This window comes from Streptomyces graminofaciens (assembly GCF_030294945.1).
In the GTDB taxonomy this organism is placed as follows: Bacteria; Actinomycetota; Actinomycetes; order Streptomycetales; family Streptomycetaceae; genus Streptomyces; species Streptomyces graminofaciens.
Map to the genome: position 1 here is coordinate 7,624,739 of NZ_AP018448.1, position 18,038 is coordinate 7,642,776.

Below are 18,038 nucleotides of genomic sequence, written 5' to 3' on the forward strand. Positions count from 1 at the left end.
TCAAACCGAGCGCCCCCGCACCCCCACCGCACCCACCACGCCTCCCACAACCCCCGCAGCCACCACCCCGCACGCCCCGACGCACGCCCCCACAACCCCCCACGGCACCCCCGACCCCCACGGCACCGGCGCCGACAGCAACCCCAACGCGCCTCCGAGCCCGACCAGGTTCACCGCGGTCACGGCCAGCCCCAGCACCGCGCCCACCGCCACCCCGACCAGCGCCTCGCCCACGACGACGCCGAGCACCTGCCGCCGGGTGGCCCCGGTCAGCCGCAGCACCCGCAGCTCCGCGCCACGCGCCGACGTGGCCATCAGCAGGGTCCCGGCCAGCGAGATCCCCGCGTACAGAAGGGCGATGCCCAGCACCAGGAACAGCCCCAGCCGGGTCTGCGTCCCGGCCCCGGGCCGGTTCGCCGCCAGCCACTCCTCGGCCGACCGCACCTGACCGCCCCGGAACCGGCCGTCCCGCAGCGCCGCCGCGACCGCCGCCCGGTCGCCCCCGCGCGCCACGCGCACCTCCAACCGGTCCACAGCCGCCCCGCCACCGTTCGCGGCCGTGACGTACACCCCGTTGTCCCCGGTGCCGCGCGCGAGCACCGCCGCGATCCGCAGCCGTACCGGCCGTCCGTCGCCGAGCCACACGCGCACGTACCGCCCCACGTCGTGCCGCTCCCACTCTTCGTTCACGACGATCGAACGGTCGTCGAGATCGCGTACGTCACCGGCGACCACCGGCAGCCGCGACACCTCCGCGAAGACCGCCACGTCCGTCACCGCACGCGCGTCGGACCGTACGACCGCGGTCCCCTCCTCCACCACGTACACGGCGGTGGACGCCGACCCGGCCACGCGCGCACCCCTCACGGACGCCGCGTCGAGGCCGTCCCCCGTCACCACGTAGTGGGCACGCGTCCGCTCCCGCGTCTCCGCCCCCTTCGCCTCGGCCACCGTCCCGGCGGCCCCCAGCAGCGAACCCGCCAGCGCGACGGTCACCAGCACCGGCGCGGCGACGGCCGCGGTCCGCCGTACGGACGTGGCCGCGTTCTCGCGCACGAGCAGCCCGCACGCCCCGGGCAGACACCGACCCACCAGACGTACGACCGGACGGACCACCAGCGGCGCGAGCGCGGCCACGGCCGTGATCAGCAGCATCGGCTGGGTCGTGTACGTCTTCCGCTTCAGCAGCTCGGCCGGGTCCGTGCCCAGCTTCCAGGCCAGCAGCCCGAGCCCGGCCGCCAGCAGGGCGAACCCCGCCACCCGCCGCGTCCACGGCAGTACGCCGGTGTCGACGGACGCCTCGCGCAACGCCTCCACCGCACCGATCCGCCCGGCCCGCCGCGCCGCCGCCCAGGCCCCGGCCAACGCCACGGAGACCCCCGTCCAGAACGCCGCGTGATACGGCCACACCACACCGTCCGGCACCGCGAACCACGTCGGCGCGACCCCGCCGTCCACCAACTCCCGTACCAGGAAAGGCGCCCCCCACGCCCCCAGCGCACACCCCGCCGCCGACGCCACGACCCCGACCGCCGTGGCCTCCCCGAGCAGCAGCCGCCGCACCTGCCCGGGCGTCGCCCCCGCCATCCGCAGCAGCCCGAACTCCCTCCTGCGCAGCGCCACGACGAAGGCGAACGTCGACGCCGTCACGAAGACGGACACGAACGCGGTGACCCCGCCCGCCGTACCGAGCAGCGCGTTGATCGCGACGACCGCCTCTGCGTCACGCTCGTACGACGGGTCCACCCGCCGACGGTCGTCCCCGGTCAGCACCCGGGCACGCTCCCCGACGACCTCGCGTACGGCGGCCAAGGGGGCGTCGACGCCCACGGCGTCCCGTGTTCCCGCGCCGTCGGTCCGCACGCGCCCCAGTGCCCGCAGCTCCTCGACCAGTTGTTCGTCCACAGGGTGTGGATGAGCGAGCCGCTGGGAGACCCGGGCGGTGCCCGGCCCCCGCCGCACCTCCACCGTGAGCGTGTCGACGCCCGCCACCACCACCGGCGACGACGCGAACCGCTCCGGCGCGCGCGGCGGCGGGTCCAGCGTCGCGGCGAGGCCCAGCCCCATGGCCGTCATCACCCCGACCCCGAGCGCCACGGCGACGAAGGAACCGAGCAGCGCGGCCCAACGCGCCCGCAGGGACGACAGCGCGAGCTGCACAGAGGTCAGCACGGCACCACACCTCCGACGGCACGGTGGGCCTCGGCCCCACCCCCGGCACCGCGTTCCAGCCCCGCCATGTGCGCCGCCACCCGCTCCGCCGACGGCCGTTCCAGCTCCCCGTGCACCCGCCCGTCGACCAGGAACACCACCCGGTCCGCGTACGACGCAGCCACCGGATCGTGCGTGACCATGATCGTGGTCTGGCCCTCCCGGTCGACCAACTCCCGCAGCAGGGCCAGCACGTCACGACTGGTCGTGGTGTCCAGCGCCCCGGTCGGCTCGTCGGCGAACAGCACCGCCGGGCGGGTGATCAACGCCCGGGCCAGCGCGACCCGTTGCTGCTGCCCGCCGGACAACTGTGTCGGCCGGTGCCCGGCCCGCTCGGCCAGCCCCACCCGGGCCAGCGCCTCGCGCACCGCGCCGCGCGAGGGCCGGCGTCCGGCGAGGCGCAGCGGCAGGGCCACGTTCTGCGCGGCGGTGAGGGAGGGGAGCAGGTTGAAGGCCTGGAACACGAAGCCGATCCGCTCCCGGCGCAGCAGCGTCAGCCGCCGCTCGCTCAGCCCTGCCAGCTCGACCCCGCCGACGCTCACCGTCCCGCCCGACGGCCGGTCCAGCCCCGCCGCGCAGCTGAGCAACGTCGACTTCCCCGATCCCGACGGCCCCATCACCGCCGTGAAGGTCCCGGTCGCGAAGTCGAGGTCGACGCCGTCGAGGGCGACGACCTCGCCGTACGAACGCCGCAGGGACCGCAGGCGTACGGCCGCGGACCCCGTGTCCTCGCTGGCTGTCGTTGTCATGTCTGTCGTGGTCATGCTTCAAGCGAACCGTCCGGGGCCCGCCCGCACACGACCACTGAAGGGCGTCCCGGGGTAGGGCAGGCCCTACCTTTCGCCGGGGCCGGCCGCCGTTGTCCGTGCCCCATGACACGATCGGCGGTGTGAGTACGACCAGCACGGTGGACCGCGCCTTCGAGGCCGCGCTGTACGCCGACACCGACGCGGCCCTCGACACGGGCGCCTCGCTGCTCGCCGCCGACCCGGCGGCGGACGCCGAGGTCGACCGGCGCGGGCGGGAGTTCGTCGCGTCGGCCTGGCGGCGCGGCTGGCAGCCCGCCGACGTCATACGGATCGTGCGCCGCGAGCTGGACGACGTCCATCTACGACTGACAGCGCGACTGGTCCTCGACGAGAGCGCGACGGGAAGCGGGCAACGACCGACGCCCCGCTGGTCCGCCCAGCTGGACGACCTCAAGGCCCTCGCCGAGTCACCCCCGCGCACCGACCGCTTCTCGTACGCCACAGCCGTGCTGGAGCTGTACCGGCTGCTCCTGAGCCTGCCCACGCTCGAACCCCTGGACCGGCAGCCGAGCACCAGCGTCCCGCGCCACCCCGAGTCCCGCATGCTCGCCCGGATCAGGGCCCTGCTGGCCAAGGCCGAGGCCACCGGGTTCCCGGAGGAGGCGGAGGCGCTCAGCGCGAAGGCGCAGGAGCTGATGGCCCGGCACAGCATCGACGAGGCGCTGGTCGCGGCCCGCGCACACGCGAAGGACGCGCCCGGCGCCTGCCGGATAGGCGTCGACCCGCCGTACGAGACGGCCAAGGCGGTCCTCCTCGACGCGGTCGCCCGGGCGAACCGCTGCGAGGCGGTGTGGAACGAGGCCCTCGGATTCTCCACGGTCGTCGGTTTCGAGGCCGACCTGGAGGCGGTCGAGCTGCTCCACACCTCACTCCTCGTGCAGGCCACGACCGCCATGACCAAGGCGGAGGCGGCCCAGCGCAAGGGCGGACGCAAGCGGACGAAGAGCTTCCGTCAGTCTTTCCTCGCCGCGTACGCCCACCGCATAGGCGACCGGCTGGCGGCGGTCGCCGAGGCCCAGATCTCGGAGACCCGGGCGGAGCACGCCGAAGGCGGAACGGCCGCGGGCGCGTCCGTGGACGAACTGCTGCCCGTCCTGGCCGCGCGTGACGTGGCCGTCCGAGAGCAGGTCACCCGCATGTTCCCGGACACGGTCACCACCCGAGTACGAGGCGTCAACGACGCGGCCGGCTGGCAACAGGGCGCCGAGGCGGCGGACCGGGCCCAGGTCGGGGCCAGGCCGCGGCTGCCGTCATGAGTTCTCTCTCGACTGCGGGCAGTCGTGCCGCTGGGGCGGCTGCCGGCTACCCGGCGGCGGGGCTGGCCCGCCAGCCCCAGCCCCGGCCGCCCGGTAGCCGCCGAGCGCCTCAGTCCCCCGAACGGTCAGTCCCCCACGGGCAAGAACGGTCCCACCGTCGCGCTGATCCGATCCACTGACTTCAGCTCGACCTCGGCGTCAGGCCACTTGTAGGTCTTGGTCTCGCTGTCGTCGGGCAGCTTGAACACCACTTCCTCCAGCTCGGCGCTCTTCGCCGAGTCACCCGCCACCCCCCGCACATACGAGATCGTGAAGCTCGCCGACTGCCCCTTCGCCAGGGTCAGTTCCGCCGCCTGCGCACCCTCCTGGGACTTGAGCCCCCAGGAGTCACCACCCCCGGAGAGGTGCACGGCGGCAAAGCCCTTCAGCGTGCAGGCGGTGCCCTTCTCATTGGTCAGCGTGACCGGGACGGCGCCCTCGTCCCCGGCGGCCGGGGCGGCGCTGCTGGGACCGAACGCGATGGTGAGTGCGGAGGCCTTGCAGGCGGTGCCGGTGTCCTTCTTCTCGCTCGCGGGGGTGTCGTTCCCGCTGCCGCTTCCGCCGTCACCCCCACTGTCACTGCTGCAGGCGGTCAGGGCGAGGGCCGCCAGCAGGATGGAGGCGGCGGCGATCGGAGCGGTGCGCATGAGGTTCCCGGAGGTCGTGGCTGGTCCGGCTGCTGTGCCGGTGATGTCGCGTGAACGGGCCGCGGAACCCCCGAGGTTCCGCGGCCCGTCAGATTGTCCTGCTCGAAAAGTCGTGCTCAGAACGCTCAGACGCTCAGAACACGGCGTCGGCCTATCCGAGCCCCGCCGTCGGCAGGCCCGTAGGGAAGCCCGACGGCGTGCCGCCGCCCTCGGCCTTCTGGAACGTCTCCTCGCCGACACCGCCCTCCCACGTCACCGTGAGCGACTTGGAGCTGACGGAGTCGACCATGCCCGAGGTGCGGTCGTCGCTGCCGTCGGTGCACGTGAGCTCGATCATCTGCATGTTCGCCGAGTCGGAGACCTTGCCGCTGCACACCGACGTACCCGCGAAGACGGCGGCCTTCTTGCCGTCGACGAACAGCAGGATCGGCTTGCCGTCGGTCGTGGCCAGCCAGTTGCCCTCCAGCTTGGTCTTGGCGCCGGAGGAGCCGCCGTCGTCGCCGGACGCGCTGTCGCTCGCCGTCGGGGTGGCCGACGACTCCTTGGTCCCGGAGCCGTCGCCGTCACTGCTGCACCCGGTCAGCACGAGCGCGGCCGCCAGCCCGGCCGCCGCGGCCCTTGCTTTCATCACCGAAGTCACCGAAGTCACCGTAGTCACTGGAGGTCTCCCATGGGCGTGGCCAGTTCCGGTCGCCGCGGCGACATCGGCAAGCTACCAGCAGTGGCCGTGCGGGACATGGCCGGGAACCATGAGGACTCCATGAGCTACCAGGAGGACTTGCGCACCCCCGGCAGGAACCCCGCGTGCGCCTGTTCCCGCAGGCTCACCCGGGAGAGCCCGAACGCCCGGAAGTAGCCGCGAGGGCGACCGTCCACCTGGTCCCGGTTGCGTACGCGGGTGGCGCTGGCGTCGCGCGGCTGGCGGCGCAACTCCCGCTGCGCGGCCAGCCGCTCCGCCTCCGTCGAGGACGGCCGCCGGACGATCTCCTTCAGCTCGGCCCGCCGCGCGGCGTACCGGGCGACGATCTCCTGCCGCCTGTCGTTCTTCGCGATCTTGCTCTTCTTCGCCATCAGACCCGCACCCCCCGCGCGCGGATCCGCGCCACGGCGGCCTCGACGCCGATGACGTCGACGGTCTTGATCCCCTTGGTGCTCAGCCGCAGGCGTACATGCCGGTTCTCGCTCGGCAGCCAGTAGCGCTTGGACTGGATGTTGGGGTCGAAACGGCGTGACGTACGCCGGTGGGAGTGCGAGATGCGGTTGCCGAAGCCGGGCTGGGCGCCGGTCAGCATGCAGTGGGCGGACAAGGGTGATGCACCTCTCTCGATCCAGTGATGCAAATGGAAGTCATTTTCAGTAAGGTACCAGCATGGCACGCAACGAACTCCGTCCGGTCGTCAAGCTGAGGTCCACGGCCGGCACCGGCTACACCTACGTCACCCGCAAGAACCGCCGGAACGACCCGGACCGGCTGACGCTGCGCAAGTTCGACCCGAAGGCCGGCCGGCACGTTGACTTCCGAGAGGAGCGCTGACCGAGATGAAGAAGGACATCCACCCGTCGTACGGTCCCGTCGTCTTCCGCGACCGCGCCGCGAACCACACCTTCCTCACCCGCTCGACCATGACGAGCGAGAAGACGATCGAGTGGGAGGACGGCAACACCTACCCGGTGGTCGACGTCGAGATCTCGAACGTCAGCCATCCCTTCTACACGGGCACCGCGCGCGTGCTGGACACGGCGGGGCGCGTGGAGAAGTTCGAGAAGCGGTACGGGAAGAAGCGGGGCTGACCGACGTGACCCAGCTGTCTGTCGCGATCGTCGGCGGGCTGCACGCCGACGCCCGGCGGGCCGCCGTCGAGGCGCTGCTCGCCGGGGTCCCGGGCAGCGTCGCGCTGCACCACGACCTCTCCACGGCCACCGACGGCAAGGTCCTGCGGACCGTACGGGACGCGGCGGGCCTCGTCTCCACCGGCGAGGCCCCGCTCGTCAACGACTGTGCGTGCTGCGCGCTCCGCGAGGACCTGGTCCCCGAGCTGGAGCGCCTCGCCGACGCGGGCCTCACCCGCCTCGCCGTGGTCGAGCTGTGGGACTCGGTGGAGCCCAAGGCGATGGCCGAGGTGGTCGCGGCGAGCGGCCTGCGCCTCACCTCGGTCATCACGGCCGTCGACCCCGCCCTCCTCCTGCCCTACCTCGGCAACGGCGACGACCTGGCCGAACGCGGCCTGGCGGCCGCCGCCACGGACCAACGCACGGTCGCCGACACCTTCGCCCGCCAGTTGGAGTACGCCCCCGTCCTCGCCGTCCTCGACTCGGAGGACGCGGACGACGAGGACAGGGCACTACTTGCCCAGCTGCACCCGACGGCGCACAGGGTGCCCATCGACAGCGGTGACCCTACGAGTCCGGCGGGCGGCGGGGGCCTGTGGGCGGACTGGTTCTCGGCGCGTGTTCCGGAAGAGGACGCGGCCAACGCCCCTGAAAGGGGCGCGGGGGTGAACCAAAACGCGGCTCCGTCGCGGGGTGCGACCAGCCGCGACGCACCGGCACCCGAAGACGCGCGACAACCCCCGCGGCGCTCCCCGGCCCTGCTCGCGGCAGCGCTCGCCGGCTTCGACGTGGAGGCCGCCGCCGCAGCCCAACACCCGGCCTGCGCCCTCCTCCCCACCGACGCGGACGAGTGCGGCGTCACCACCCTCGTCTGGCACCGCCGCCGCCCCTTCCACCCCGAGCGCCTGTACGCCGCCCTGGAGGACCTGTGCTGCGCGGCCGCCCGCAGCCGGGGCCGGTTCTGGCTCGCCGAGCGGCCGGACACCCTGCTGCACTGGGACGCGGCGGGCGGCGCCCTGTGCGTCGAGACGGTCGGGCCCTGGCTGGCCTCGCTCCCGGACGCGGCCTGGGACATGGTCCCGCCGGTACGCCGAGCCGCCGCCGCGCTCGACTGGCACCCGGAGCACGGCGACCGCTGCCAGCACCTGGTCTTCACCTCACCGGGCCTGGACCGCGACGGCCTCGAACAGCTCCTGGAGTCCTGCCTGCTCACCGACGCCGAGTACGCCGCCGGACGCGACGCCTGGTCACGGCTGCCGCGTCCCTTCGACACCTTCCTGGAGGTCTGAACCCCATGGCCCGCAAGCCCGAGCGCAAGCCCGCCAAGCCCCGCCCCAACCCCCTCGACCAGGCCGGGATCACATACGTCGACTACAAGGACACCGACCTGCTGCGGAAGTTCATCTCCGACCGAGGCAAGATCCGCAGCCGCCGGGTGACCCGGGTGACGGCCCAGCAGCAGCGCCAACTCGCCCGCGCCGTCAAGAACGCCAGGGAGATGGCCCTCCTGCCGTATTCCTCCCGATAGCCCCACGCTCCACCCTCACCCCCCACACCGGCCCCGGGAAGGATCCCCCTCCTCCCCGGGGCCGCCCGCTCCCCGGGGCCGCCCGCTCCCGGGCCCGCCCATTTCCCGCCAACCTCACGGCGGCTTTCGACACCCGTTTCCACACCCGTTTCCGCACCCCTTTCCCCGCCCGGTGAACTTCGCGGGCCTGGATCCCGTGCAAGGAGGGGAACGGAAAGGCCCCGGCATACGTCTCTCTTGCGAGTTCCCCGCGCGTCTCACGCATCTCTCGCGTCGCTTCGTAACCAGAGATGCACACCTCGTGCACGTGCATCTGCTCGTGCATCCGCACGTGCGTCTGCACGCGCATCGGCATGTGAACGGAGCTATGATCCGGGAACAGTTGACCATTGCACCAATGGCCGCAACAGCCACTGCACCACCACCCCGGGGAGCGACCTGTGGACCACGACGTGTTCGGCGTGGACGACGTGTACAACGGCATGGCCGCGACGGAGCTGACCGAGCTTCACGCGGTGGCCTGGCAGAAGAGCCGGCACAGCAACTCTCAGGGCTCCTGCGTGGAGTTCGCCCGGCTGCCCGGCGGTGATGTGGCGGTGCGGAACTCCCGGTTCCCCGAAGGTCCGGCGCTCGTCTACACCCGCGCCGAGATCGAGGCCATGCTGCTGGGCATCAAGGACGGCGAGTTCGACCACCTGATCGGCTGAGCCCCCGCAGGGTGCCGGGTACGGACGCGCACCCCGATGTGACACGCGTAGAACCGCGGCCCGGAAAAGGGCCGCGGTTCCTCACCTGCTCAAGACCGAGTCGTTCACGGAGTCGTTCATCGAGCCGCTCGCCGAGCCGTTCGCCGAGTCGCACGCGACCGGCCCGCCCGCACCCGTGGACAGCCGGAACAGCGCCCAGACCACCTTGCCGCGCAGCGTGCCGGCCAGCGGATGCCAGCCCCAGCTGTCCGCGAAGGAGTCGACCAGGAACAGGCCGCGGCCCGACTCCGCCGAGAAGTCGTCCGAGTCGCGGGCGACGGGGCTGTCGTGGCTGGGGTCGCGCACCGCGCAGACCAGCCGCTCGGTCCAGCGCATCAAGTGCAGCCGTACCGGGGGGTCCTGGGCGGATGTCTGTCCGGCCGTCGGGGCCAGGCCGTGCCGCAGGGCGTTGGTGACGAGTTCCGAGACCACCAGACAGACGTCGTCGAAGCGGTCGCCCACCTGCCACGATTCGAGCGTGCCCCGGGTGAACTGCCGTGCCTCGCGCACCGCTTCGTAGCGGGGCGGCAGCGCGCAGGACGCGGCGTTGGACACGGCCGCGGGATCAAGTGGCGGAAGTCCCTGCCGTAAGGGTTCGAGCATGGTCGATCCAATCGTCCCCATGCGAGGCACTCCCGGGTGTTCGCGGTCGTGGCGATGCGGCGGTGGCGCGGGACCATGGTTTCTGATGCGTACAGCAGATGCAAGGGCAGATGCACGTGCACGCGCCCGAAATAGACCTGCCCATGCCGCTTCCTCTTCATTTCTTCTGTCACCTTCTTCCCGCAGACTGAGCGAAACCTGGCGTCGGGCTGGCGATTTCCTGTGCGTCCCATGTCATCCGTGGTGTATTCGCGCGCCCCATCCGTCTCACCTGTTGAAGACTTTCCATTTCTGTAACCGGACGAGTGCGGATCGGAGTGATTTAGTGGCAGACTGCGGCCCTTGAAGAAGTTGGGGAGGCTGGACGAACGTGGGCGCCGGTGAATCGAGCGGGTCGGTGGTGAGGCGGATGCTGCTGGGCTCGCATCTCAGGCGGCTGCGCGAGGCGCAGGGGATCACGCGGGAGAAGGCCGGATACTCGATCCGCGCCTCCGAGTCGAAGATCAGCCGGATGGAACTGGGCCGCGTGAGCTTCAAGACACGCGATGTGGAGGACCTGCTGACGCTGTACGGCGTCACCGACGAGGCCGAGCGCACCTCGCTGCTCTCCCTCGCCAAGGAGGCCAACGTCGCGGGCTGGTGGCACAGCTACTCGGACGTCCTGCCCAGCTGGTTCCCCACCTACGTCGGCCTCGAAGGCGCGGCGCACCTCATCCGCTCGTACGAAGTCCAGTTCGTGCACGGCCTGTTGCAGACCGAGGCGTACGCCCACGCGGTCGTCTCCCGGGGCATGGCGGGCGCGAGCCCGGCCGACATCGACAAGCGGGTGGCCCTGCGCATGGAGCGCCAGAAGTACCTGGTCTCCGAGAGCGCCCCCGAGTTCCACTGTGTCCTCGACGAGGCCGCGCTGCGCCGCCCGTACGGCGACCGGGAAGTGATGCGGGGTCAGTACCAGCATCTGATCGAGATCTCCGAGCGGCCGAACGTCGTGCTCCAGGTCATGCCGTTCGGCTTCGGCGGGCACTCCGGCGAGAGCGGCGCGTTCACGCTGCTGAGCTTCCCCGAGTCCGACCTCTCGGACGTCGTCTATGTCGAACAGCTCACCAGCGCCCTGTACTTGGACAAGCAGGAGGACGTCACCCAGTACGAGCGGGCGCTCAAGCAGCTCCAGGACGACAGCCCGTCCCCGGCGGAGAGCCGCGACCTGCTCAGGGGCCTGCTGCAGCTGTCCTGAAGTCCTTCCCGAGAGCCGGGAACCTGTTCCTGGGAGTCTTCACAGAGTCTCCCGAGTAGCTCTCCAACTCCCTTTTCACAGACGTACGATGACGAGTGATCAATCATTGATCGATGCCGACTGATTGAGGATCACATGTCGTCCTACTTCACCGATCTGGCTCAGCAGTACATCGGCGGCGAGTGGCGCCCGGGCTCCGGCTCCTGGGACATCATCGACTTCAACCCGTACGACGGCGAGAAGCTCGCGTCGATCACGATCGCCACGGTCGACGAGGTGGACGAGGCGTACCGGGCCGCGGCCGCCGCCCAGAAGGACTGGGCCCAGGTCAACGCGTACGCGCGCCGCGCGGTCTTCGAGAAGGCCCTGCGCGTCATCGAGGACCGCGAGCAGGAGATCACCGAGGTGATCATCGCCGAGCTCGGCGGTACGCGTCTGAAGGCCGGCTTCGAGCTGCATCTCGTCAAGGAGTTCCTGTGCGAGTCGGTCCAGCTGGCGCTGCGCCCGGAGGGCCGGATCATCCCCTCGCCGGTCGACGGCAAGGAGAACCGCCTCTACCGCGTCCCGGTCGGCGTCGTCGGCGTGATCAGCCCCTTCAACTTCCCCCTCCTCCTCTCGGTCAAGTCGGTCGCCCCGGCCCTCGCCCTCGGCAACGGCGTGGTGCTGAAGCCGCACCAGAACACCCCGATCACCGGCGGCACGCTCGTCGCGAAGATCTTCGAGGAGGCGGGCCTGCCCGGTGGCCTGCTGAACGTCGTCGTCACCGACATCGCCGAGATCGGCGACGCCTTCATCGAGCACCCGATCCCGAAGCTGATCTCCTTCACCGGCTCCGACCAGGTCGGCCGCCATGTCGCCACCGTCGCCGCCTCGCACTTCAAGCGCTCGATCCTCGAACTGGGCGGCAACAGCGCGCTCGTGGTCCTGGACGACGCCGACATCGACTACGCCGTCGACGCGGCCGTCTTCTCCCGCTACGTCCACCAGGGCCAGGTCTGCATGGCCGCGAACCGCGTCCTCGTCGACCGCTCGGTCCAGGCCGAGTTCACCGAGAAGTTCGTGGCGAAGGTGAAGTCGCTGAAGGTCGGCGACCCGAGCGACCCGCAGACGGTCATCGGCCCGGTCATCAACTCCTCCCAGGCGGACGCCCTCTCCGCCGTCGTCGAGCAGGCCATCGCGGAGGGCGCCACGGCACTCGTCCGCGGCACCACGACCGACACCCTGGTCGAGCCCTCCGTCCTCACGGACGTCCCGGCCGACTCCGCCCTCCTGAAGCAGGAGGTCTTCGGCCCCGTCGTCTTCCTCATCCCCTTCGACGGCGAGGAGGAGGCCGTCCGCATCGTCAACGACACCCCGTACGGCCTCAGCGGCGCCGTCCACACCGGGGACATCGAGCGCGGTGTCGCCTTCGCCAAGCAGATCGACACGGGCATGTTCCACGTCAACGACGGCACCGTCCACGACGAGCCCCTCGTCCCCTTCGGCGGCGAGAAGCACTCCGGCATCGGCCGCCTCAACGGCGAGACGACGGTGGACGCGTTCACCACGCAGAAGTGGATCTCGGTGCAGCACGGCCGGAGCTTCTTCCCGTTCTAGATCCTTTCGCTGCCGGATTCTTTCGCCGTTACGGACCCTTGCGGACAGAAGCTGACCGCAAGGGTCCGTAGTTTCGTCGGTGTCAGAGGGGCTCCCCGAAGCCCCCGGTCCGACGAGAGGCAGACGGTCATGGTCAAGCACGTGCGAGCAGAGGAGACGGTCGACGAGCGCGGGGCGCTGCTCGCCTTCCTGGCGGAACAGCGCGGCGGCATCCGCCGTTCGGTGCTCGGGCTGACCGACGAGCAGGCCTCCAGCAAGCCGAGCGCCAGCGAACTCTCCCTCGCCGGGCTCCTCAAGCACGTCACCGAGGTCGAGCAGTGGTGGATCGCCAAGGCCAAGGGCGAGCAGCCGGCCGTGCAGCGGGACCAGACGAACTGGCACGAGTGCTTCACCCTGGTCGGTGACGAGACCGTGGAGTCGCAGCTCGCGTACTGGGAGAAGGTCGCCGCCGAGACGGAGTCCTTCCTCCGGTCGGTGCCCAGCCTCGACGACACCTTTCCGCTGCCGAACGAGCCGTGGTTCCCGCCGAACGAGCGGGTGTCCATGCGCTGGCTGGGCCTCCACCTCATCCGCGAGACCGCCCGGCACGCCGGTCACGCCGACGTCATCCGCGAATCGCTGGACGGCGCCACCGCTTTCGAGCTGGTGGCGAAGGAGCAGGGTGCGAGCGGGGGGTGACCTCACGTGGGTTCTACGCTGGGCCCCATGTCAGCGATCCGTCTCCTCGTGCTCGGCGCCGTGCGCCAGCACGGGCGGGCCCACGGCTACCAGGTGCGCAACGACCTGGAGTACTGGGGCGCACACGAGTGGTCCAACGCCAAGCCGGGCTCGATCTACCACGCCCTGAAACAGATGGCGAAACAGGGACTGCTGCACGCGCACGAGATCGCGCCCTCCACGGCCGGCGGCCCGCCCCGCACGGAGTACGAGATCACGGAGATCGGCACCGAGGAGTACTTCGTGCTGCTGCGCGAGGCCCTGGTGGCGCGCGAGCGGACCATCGACGTGCTGTCCGCGGCGATCGGCTTCATGGTCGACCTGGAGCGCGCGGAGGTGCTGCGCCTGCTCCGGGAGCGGCTGGCCGGGCTCGCGGAGTGGCGCGACGCCGTCACCGAGCACTACGTCCCCGAGGACGGTCCGGAAAAGCTGGGCCACATCGGCGAGATCATGAACATGTGGGTCCACGCGGCCGACGGCGAGGCCGAGTGGACCCGCAGCCTCATCGAGCGCGTCGAGGGCGGCGCCTACACCTTCGCGGGCGAGGGCGAGCCGTTCGTCGCCGTCCTGGCGGAGGGCCAGGCGAACCCGTACGCGACAAAGGAGCGGCATCCGGGGGACCGCCGCTAATCAAGTTTGACCAACGCGTCCCGGTGGCTTACGTTGAGTGGCGTAGTCAAGTTTGACTAGAGAGGGAGTTCTCAGTGGCCGACCCGGCGATCACCGTCGAAGGCGCACACAAGAAGTACGGCGAGAAGAAGGCACTTGAAGGGCTCGATCTGCGAGTCGCGCGCGGCACGGTGCACGGAGTGCTCGGGCCGAACGGCGCGGGCAAGACGACCCTGGTCCGCATCCTGTCCACCCTGCTGAGGCCCGACGCGGGCCGGATCGTGGTGGCGGGTCACGACGTGGTGGCACGCGCGCGTGAGGTGCGTTTCCGCATCGGTCTGCTCGGCCAGCACGCCGCGCTCGACGAGGAGCTCGGCGGCCGGCAGAACCTGGAGATGTTCGGCCGCCTCTACCACCTGGGCGCCCGCCACGCGCGCGTGCGGGCCGACGAGCTCCTGGAACGCTTCGGCCTCGCCGACACCGGCCGCAAGCCGGTCGGGCAGTACAGCGGCGGTATGCGCCGCCGCCTCGACCTCGCCGCGTCCCTGATCGGCGAACCGGAGGTGCTCTTCCTGGACGAGCCGACGACCGGCCTGGACCCGCGCGGCCGAGCCGAGGTCTGGGACTCCGTACGCACCCTGGTCGGCGGCGGTACGACGGTCCTGCTCACCACCCAGTACCTGGAAGAGGCCGACCAGCTCGCCGACCGTGTCTCGGTCGTCGACGGCGGCCGCGTCGTCGCCGACGGCACACCGGACGAGCTGAAGAGCCTGACCGGCGGCGACCGCGTCGACGTGGTCCTGCGCGACGCCGGCCGGCTGGACGCGGCTGCCGCCCTGCTGCCGTTCTCCGCGGCGGACGTCCTGGTCGACACCGACCGGCGCCTCCTCAGCGCCCCGGTCACCGACCGCATGGCCGCGCTCTCCGGCGTCGTACGGGCCCTGGCGGAGGCCGGCATCGAGGCGGAGGACGTCGCCCTGCGCCGCCCGACGCTGGACGAGGTGTTCCTGCACCTGACGGGGGAGCGGCGGGAACGGACCGAGGACCACCGGACGAAGGAGGCCGTGTGACCGCGTACGCGCTGACCGACTGCTGGACGATGACCCGCCGCGAACTCGCCCACTGGGCACGGCAGCCCGTGCGGGTCGTGGTCGGCCTGGTCTTCCCGGTGATGATGCTGCTGATGTTCGGCTACCTCATCGGTGGCGGCCGGGGCGTCGAGGGCGACTACGTCAGCTTCCTGGTCCCGGGCATGCTCGCGCTGACCATGGCGTTCGGGCTCGAAGGGACGATGGTCGCCGTCACCCAGGACCTCAACAAGGGCGTCATCGACCGCTTCCGTTCCATGCCCATGGCCAACGGGGCGGTCCTGGTAGGCCGTTCGACCGCCGACATGATGCAGTCGGTGCTGAGCCTGGCCGTGATGATCGCCGTCGGGTACGCGCTGGGCTGGCGTGCGCACGGCGGGGCCGGGGCCTTCCTGGGAGCCGTGGGCCTGCTCCTCCTCCTCCGCTTCGCCATGCTGTGGATCGGCATCCACCTGGCGATGGTCGCCGGGAAACCGGAGATGGTGCAGGCCGTGCAGATCCTGGTCTGGCCGGTCGGCTTCCTCTCCAACGCCTTCGCCGTCCCCGGGTCCATGCCGTCCTGGCTGGGCACCGTCGTCGAGTGGAACCCGCTGTCGGCCACAGCCACGGCGGCACGCGACCTGTTCGGCCGCTCGGGCGGCGAACCGGGGCACATCACGGCGGCGGTCGTCTGGCCACTGGCCCTGCTCGCGGTGTTCTTCCCGCTGGCGGTACGGAGGTTCGCGCGCCTGAACAAGTAGCCCTCCCGCACGTGCCGTCAGTGGTGGAAGCCGGTGGCCGCCTCCTTGTCATGGGTCAAGGGGTGCGGCTGGCGGCGCAGTTCGGGCAGCAGCCGCCCGAGATCCTCGACGAACATTTCGGCGAGATCGGAGGAGAAGCCGTTGCGGCACACCACCCGCAGTACGGACAGGTCCTGCCGGTTCTCCGGGAAGGTGTACGCGGGCACCAGCCATCCGCTCTCCCGCAGCCTCCGGGACACATCGAACACGTCGTACGCCGTCACGCCATCGGCCGTGGTGAAGGCGAACACCGGCAGCTCGTCGCCCCGGGTGAGCAGCCGGAAGTCACCGAACTCCGTGATCCGCTCCGCGAGCCCGAGGGCCACGTCCCGCGTGGACTGCTGGACGGCCCGGTAGCCCTCACGGCCGAGCCGAAGGAAGGTGTAGTACTGCGCGACGACCTGGGCCCCGGGCCGGGAGAAGTTGAGCGCGAAGGTGGGCATGTCGCCGCCGAGGTAGTTCACCCGGAAGACCAGCTCCTCGGGCAGCTCGGCGGCGGACCGCCACAGCGCCCAGCCCACGCCCGGATAGACCAGGCCGTACTTGTGCCCGGAGGTGTTGATCGACGCCACCCTCGGCAGCCGGAAGTCCCACACCAGGTCCTCGTCGAGGAAGGGCGCCACCATCGCGCCGGACGCCCCGTCGACATGTACGGGCACATCCAGGCCCGTGCGTTCCTGCAACGCGTCGAGGGCCGCGCAGAGCTCGGCGATCGGCTCGTACGACCCGTCGAAGGTGGACCCCAGAATGCCGACGACCCCGATGGTGTTCTCGTCGCACAGCGCGGCGGCCGCCTCCGGGTCGAGATGGAACCGGTCGCCCTCCATGGGCACCTGACGGGCCTCCACCTCCCAGAACGCGCAGAACTTGTCCCAGCAGACCTGCACATTGACACCCATGACCAGATTGGGACGGGCGCTCGGCGAGGGATAGCGGTCGGCGTTGCGCTTGGCCCATCTCCTCTTCAGGGCCATCCCCGCGAGCATGCAGGCCTCGCTCGACCCGGTCGTCGAGCACCCCACGGCGGTGGCCGGATCCGGCGCGTGCCACAGATCGGCGAGCATCGCCACACATCGCCGCTCCAGCTCGGCGGTGCGCGGATACTCGTCCTTGTCGATCATGTTCTTGTCCCGGCACTCACCCATCAGGGTCCCGGCCTGCGGCTCCATCCAGGTGGTGACGAAGGTGGCGAGGTTCAGCCGGGAGTTGCCGTCGAGCATGAGTTCGTCGTGGACGAGCTGGTAGGCCGTCGAGGGGGCCAGCGGCGCGTCGGGCAGCCGATGCCGGGGCGGGGCCTCGGCCATGCCGCCCACCGGATTGGCCTCGCCGTAGAAGGGATTCACGGCGAGCGTGTGCCGGTCGTGCTTGCCGTCCCTCCCGGCCCGGTCGCTTTCCTGGTCCTGCCCGGTGTCCGGGGCGCTGTCCCATCGGTGCAGTGGCATGTCTTCGACGGTAGGCCCGGGACGCGGGACTTGCACCTCACGCGACGTGAGGCCGCAGCCTGGAGCACACACCGGGAAAGGGAAGGGAAGCGGAGGCATGAGCTACACCGTGGGGCAGGTGGCGGGCTTCGCCGGGATCACGGTGCGCACGCTGCACCACTACGACGAGATCGGCCTGCTGGTGCCGAGCGAGCGCACCCACGCGGGCCACCGCCGTTACGGGGACGCCGATCTCGACCGGCTCCAGCAGATCCTGTTCTACCGAGAGCTCGGCTTCCCCCTGGACGAGGTCGCGACCCTGCTCGACGACCCGCAGGCGGACCCTCAGACGCAGCTGCGCCGCCAGTACGCGCTGCTGACCGCCCGGATCGAGAAGCTGCGGAAGATGGCCGCGGCCGTGGAACACGCCATGGAGGCGCGAAAGATGGGCATCAACCTCACGCCGGAGGAGAAGTTCGAGGTGTTCGGGGACAAGGACCCCGAGGAGCACGCCGAGGAGGCCGAGCGCCGCTGGGGCGGCACCGAGGCGTACGCGGAGTCCCAACGCCGCGCCGCCTCGTACACGAAGGACGACTGGAAGCGCATGCAGGCCGAGGTGGCCTCCTGGGGCGAGCGCTACGACGCCCTCATGGCCGTCGGCGAACCCGCCACCGGGCAGCGCGCCATGGACATGGCCGAGGAACACCGGCAGCACATCACCAAGTGGTTCTACGAGTGCACGTACGAGATCCATCAGGGCCTGGCGGAGATGTACGTCTCCGACGAGCGCTTCAAGGAGTTCTACGACTCCATGCGTCCGGGCCTCGCCGAGCACCTCAGGGAGGCGATCACGGCGAACGCGGCCCGTCGGCATCCATGACCCACAGCTTGGTCCCAGAAGGCCCACAGGGCACCCTGGAGGAAG

20 protein-coding genes and 1 pseudogene are annotated in these 18,038 nt (G+C 71.0%); 13 read left to right on the forward strand and 8 right to left on the reverse strand.

Annotated elements, in window-relative coordinates; translation table 11 throughout:
* Nucleotides 1-2,172, reverse strand: coding sequence for an ABC transporter permease (locus SGFS_RS33435; RefSeq protein WP_286255828.1), 2,172 nt, complete (start codon nucleotides 2,170-2,172; stop codon nucleotides 1-3).
* Nucleotides 2,166-2,975: an ABC transporter ATP-binding protein gene (locus SGFS_RS33440; protein WP_286255831.1), complete on the reverse strand. Its 810-nt coding sequence runs from the start codon at nucleotides 2,973-2,975 to the stop codon at nucleotides 2,166-2,168. The genes SGFS_RS33435 and SGFS_RS33440 overlap by 7 nt, the downstream gene beginning before the upstream one ends.
* 125 nt (nucleotides 2,976-3,100) lie before the next feature.
* Here SGFS_RS33440 and SGFS_RS33445 point away from each other — a divergent pair, with 125 nt between their 5' ends.
* A complete protein-coding gene (locus tag SGFS_RS33445) occupies nucleotides 3,101-4,276 on the forward strand; it encodes a DUF2786 domain-containing protein (protein ID WP_286255832.1) in 1,176 nt (391 codons plus the stop codon).
* A gap of 125 nt (nucleotides 4,277-4,401) precedes the next feature.
* Here the strand turns inward: SGFS_RS33445 and SGFS_RS33450 are convergent, their stop codons facing one another.
* From SGFS_RS33450 to rpmB, 4 genes are all read right to left on the reverse strand, one after another.
* Complete coding sequence (locus SGFS_RS33450; protein WP_286255833.1) at nucleotides 4,402-4,962, reverse strand: DUF4232 domain-containing protein; 561 nt, start codon at nucleotides 4,960-4,962, stop codon at nucleotides 4,402-4,404.
* 151 nt (nucleotides 4,963-5,113) lie between these two features.
* Complete coding sequence (locus tag SGFS_RS33455; protein ID WP_286260187.1) at nucleotides 5,114-5,590, reverse strand: hypothetical protein; 477 nt, start codon at nucleotides 5,588-5,590, stop codon at nucleotides 5,114-5,116.
* A gap of 137 nt (nucleotides 5,591-5,727) precedes the next feature.
* Nucleotides 5,728-6,033 carry a 30S ribosomal protein S14 gene (gene rpsN, locus SGFS_RS33460; RefSeq protein WP_286255835.1) on the reverse strand — a complete coding sequence of 102 codons (306 nt, stop codon included), beginning with the start codon at nucleotides 6,031-6,033 and terminating at the stop codon, nucleotides 5,728-5,730.
* Nucleotides 6,033-6,269, reverse strand: coding sequence for a 50S ribosomal protein L28 (gene rpmB, locus SGFS_RS33465; RefSeq protein WP_037702498.1), 237 nt, complete (start codon nucleotides 6,267-6,269; stop codon nucleotides 6,033-6,035). Before rpmB ends, rpsN begins: the two co-directional genes overlap by 1 nt.
* A 62-nt stretch (nucleotides 6,270-6,331) precedes the next feature.
* Between rpmB and rpmG the strand changes: the two genes are divergently transcribed.
* The 5 genes from rpmG (at nucleotide 6,332) to SGFS_RS33490 (ending at nucleotide 9,027) form a co-directional block, all read left to right on the forward strand.
* Nucleotides 6,332-6,496 (forward strand): 50S ribosomal protein L33, encoded by a 165-nt coding sequence (rpmG, locus tag SGFS_RS33470; protein ID WP_286255837.1) that lies wholly within the window; start codon nucleotides 6,332-6,334, stop codon nucleotides 6,494-6,496.
* A gap of 5 nt (nucleotides 6,497-6,501) precedes the next feature.
* Entirely contained in the window at nucleotides 6,502-6,753 is a 252-nt protein-coding gene (locus SGFS_RS33475; protein WP_286255838.1) for a type B 50S ribosomal protein L31, read from the forward strand.
* Between the two features lie 5 nt (nucleotides 6,754-6,758).
* Nucleotides 6,759-8,081, forward strand: a complete 1,323-nt coding sequence (locus SGFS_RS33480; RefSeq protein WP_286255839.1) for a CobW family GTP-binding protein — start codon at nucleotides 6,759-6,761, stop codon at nucleotides 8,079-8,081.
* A gap of 5 nt (nucleotides 8,082-8,086) precedes the next feature.
* Nucleotides 8,087-8,320, forward strand: coding sequence for a 30S ribosomal protein S18 (gene rpsR, locus SGFS_RS33485; RefSeq protein ID WP_286255840.1), 234 nt, complete (start codon nucleotides 8,087-8,089; stop codon nucleotides 8,318-8,320).
* A 440-nt stretch (nucleotides 8,321-8,760) separates the two neighbouring features.
* On the forward strand, nucleotides 8,761-9,027 hold the full coding sequence (locus SGFS_RS33490) for a DUF397 domain-containing protein (RefSeq protein ID WP_286255841.1): 267 nt from the start codon (nucleotides 8,761-8,763) through the stop codon (nucleotides 9,025-9,027).
* Nucleotides 9,028-9,207: 180 nt separating this feature from the next.
* On the opposite strand, the pseudogene SGFS_RS33495 reads toward SGFS_RS33490, so the two are convergent.
* A pseudogene (locus SGFS_RS33495) lies at nucleotides 9,208-9,690 on the reverse strand (ATP-binding protein); the annotation flags it as partial.
* Between the two features lie 388 nt (nucleotides 9,691-10,078).
* Between SGFS_RS33495 and SGFS_RS33500 the strand changes: the two are divergent.
* From SGFS_RS33500 to SGFS_RS33525, 6 genes are all read left to right on the forward strand, one after another.
* Complete coding sequence (locus SGFS_RS33500; RefSeq protein WP_286255842.1) at nucleotides 10,079-10,903, forward strand: helix-turn-helix domain-containing protein; 825 nt, start codon at nucleotides 10,079-10,081, stop codon at nucleotides 10,901-10,903.
* 135 nt (nucleotides 10,904-11,038) lie between these two features.
* Complete coding sequence (locus SGFS_RS33505; RefSeq protein WP_286255843.1) at nucleotides 11,039-12,499, forward strand: aldehyde dehydrogenase family protein; 1,461 nt, start codon at nucleotides 11,039-11,041, stop codon at nucleotides 12,497-12,499.
* A gap of 129 nt (nucleotides 12,500-12,628) precedes the next feature.
* A complete protein-coding gene (locus SGFS_RS33510) occupies nucleotides 12,629-13,177 on the forward strand; it encodes a DinB family protein (RefSeq protein WP_286255844.1) in 549 nt (182 codons plus the stop codon).
* A 27-nt stretch (nucleotides 13,178-13,204) separates the two neighbouring features.
* The gene (locus SGFS_RS33515; RefSeq protein WP_286255846.1) at nucleotides 13,205-13,846 is read left to right on the forward strand and encodes a PadR family transcriptional regulator; all 642 of its coding nucleotides are present in this window, start codon (nucleotides 13,205-13,207) and stop codon (nucleotides 13,844-13,846) included.
* Between the two features lie 74 nt (nucleotides 13,847-13,920).
* Nucleotides 13,921-14,895: an ATP-binding cassette domain-containing protein gene (locus tag SGFS_RS33520; RefSeq protein WP_286255848.1), complete on the forward strand. Its 975-nt coding sequence runs from the start codon at nucleotides 13,921-13,923 to the stop codon at nucleotides 14,893-14,895.
* The gene (locus tag SGFS_RS33525; RefSeq protein WP_286255849.1) at nucleotides 14,892-15,653 is read left to right on the forward strand and encodes an ABC transporter permease; all 762 of its coding nucleotides are present in this window, start codon (nucleotides 14,892-14,894) and stop codon (nucleotides 15,651-15,653) included. Before SGFS_RS33520 ends, SGFS_RS33525 begins: the two co-directional genes overlap by 4 nt.
* 17 nt (nucleotides 15,654-15,670) lie before the next feature.
* Here SGFS_RS33525 and SGFS_RS33530 read toward each other — a convergent pair whose 3' ends face one another.
* Nucleotides 15,671-17,134, reverse strand: a complete 1,464-nt coding sequence (locus SGFS_RS33530) for a glutamate decarboxylase (protein WP_286255850.1) — start codon at nucleotides 17,132-17,134, stop codon at nucleotides 15,671-15,673.
* A 97-nt stretch (nucleotides 17,135-17,231) separates the two neighbouring features.
* On the opposite strand from SGFS_RS33530, the gene SGFS_RS33535 reads away from it, so the two are divergent.
* Nucleotides 17,232-17,993, forward strand: a complete 762-nt coding sequence (locus tag SGFS_RS33535) for a MerR family transcriptional regulator (protein ID WP_286255852.1) — start codon at nucleotides 17,232-17,234, stop codon at nucleotides 17,991-17,993.
* Nucleotides 17,994-18,038 lie beyond the last annotated feature (45 nt).